Below are 1,407 nucleotides of genomic sequence, written 5' to 3' on the forward strand. Positions count from 1 at the left end.
TTGTTGTCCGCGTGTGTTTCTGGGGCTGGGGGGCCTGCATGTCTGATGGTGTTGTCATCGATTCGCCGGTGGTGGGTGTGGTGTCGGAGTTGGATGCTGCGATCGCACGCCTGTCGGAGTTGGATCTGACTGCTCTGTCTGACGTGGATTGTGTGCGGGTGGTGGAACGGTTGGAGGTCGCGTCGCGGCGGTTGTCGGCGGCGGGGTTGCCTGTGTTGCGGGAAGTCGCTGTGCGGCGGGCGTATTCGAAGGTGGGATGTTCCTCTCCCGCGGCGGTGTTGACGTCGGTGGCGCGGTTGCGTCCGGGTGCGGCGAAGGCGCGAGTGCAGGCGATGGATGCTTTGACGCCGTCGGTGACTCCGAGCGGTGAGGTGATCGAGCCTCGGTTCCCGGAGACCGCAGCCCTACTGGCCGAAGGTGTGATCGATCTCGATCACGTCGGTGCGGTGGTGAAGGTGATGGGGAAGATTCCGCACAAGATCGATCCGGAGCAACGGGCGAATACTGAGGTGGCGCTGGCTGATCTGTGCCGCAGATACAATCCTGCTGCGGTCGAGACGATCGGCGAGCGGATCGTGGACTACTTGGATCCCGACGGCAGGCTGGCTGATGATGTTGATCGGGCGAAGAAGCGCGGTGTCAGCGTGGGCGATCAAGCGGTGGACATGATGGCGAAGGTGGCGGGCCATCTGGATCCGTCGACGACGGCGTTGATGAAAGTGATGTTGGGGGTGTGGGCGGCGCCGGGGATGAACAATCCCGACGATGAGCTGTCCCCGTCGGGGGCTGCCGATGATCCAGCGCTTGATCCTGAGGTTCTGCAGGCGGCGGCGGACAACGATCTTCGTACTCAGGCGCAGCGTAATCATGACGCTCTCAAGGCGATGCTGCTGTATCTGCTCGAGTCGGGTCAGTTGGGTAAGACTCATCGTGGGTTGCCGGTGCAGTTGATCATCAACATGACCAAAGACGAACTCGACGAAGCACTTCGGGAGCAAGAAGCTGCTGCTGCTGCTGCTGCCGAGGACGACGTACACGAGCCCGAACCAACGCCAGAGCCAGGGCCAGAACCCGCGCCCGAACCAACACCAGAGCCGGAACCTGAGCCTGAGCCGGAACCCGAACCTGAATCAGAACCTGAATCAGAGGGTTCTGCGCCGGAGCCGGAGTATCCGGATCCGCAGACGCAGTGGGAGGACCCGATGTGGTTGCCCGCGTTGACCGGTGGGCCGATGCGTCCGTACGGGCGGGGTGTTGTCTATACCGCGACCGGCACGGTGTTGCCGATCAGCGATGCGATCAAGTTGCTCGCGCGGAGCGACAAGACGTTGGCGGTGTTCGCCGACCACAGCAACGAAGTGTTGTATCTGGGCCGGGCGAAGCGGTTGGCCAGCGAGGCTCAACGTT

1 protein-coding gene is annotated in these 1,407 nt (G+C 62.8%); it reads left to right on the forward strand.

The annotated features are described in order from the left end of the window. Positions 1-38: 38 nt before the first annotated feature. On the forward strand, positions 39-1,407 hold a 1,369-nt coding region (locus tag BH683_RS00025), incomplete at its 3' end, for a DUF222 domain-containing protein (protein ID WP_143695940.1).

The sequence above is a fragment of the Williamsia sp. 1138 genome, from assembly GCF_002095435.2.
Taxonomy (GTDB): Bacteria; Actinomycetota; Actinomycetes; order Mycobacteriales; family Mycobacteriaceae; genus Williamsia.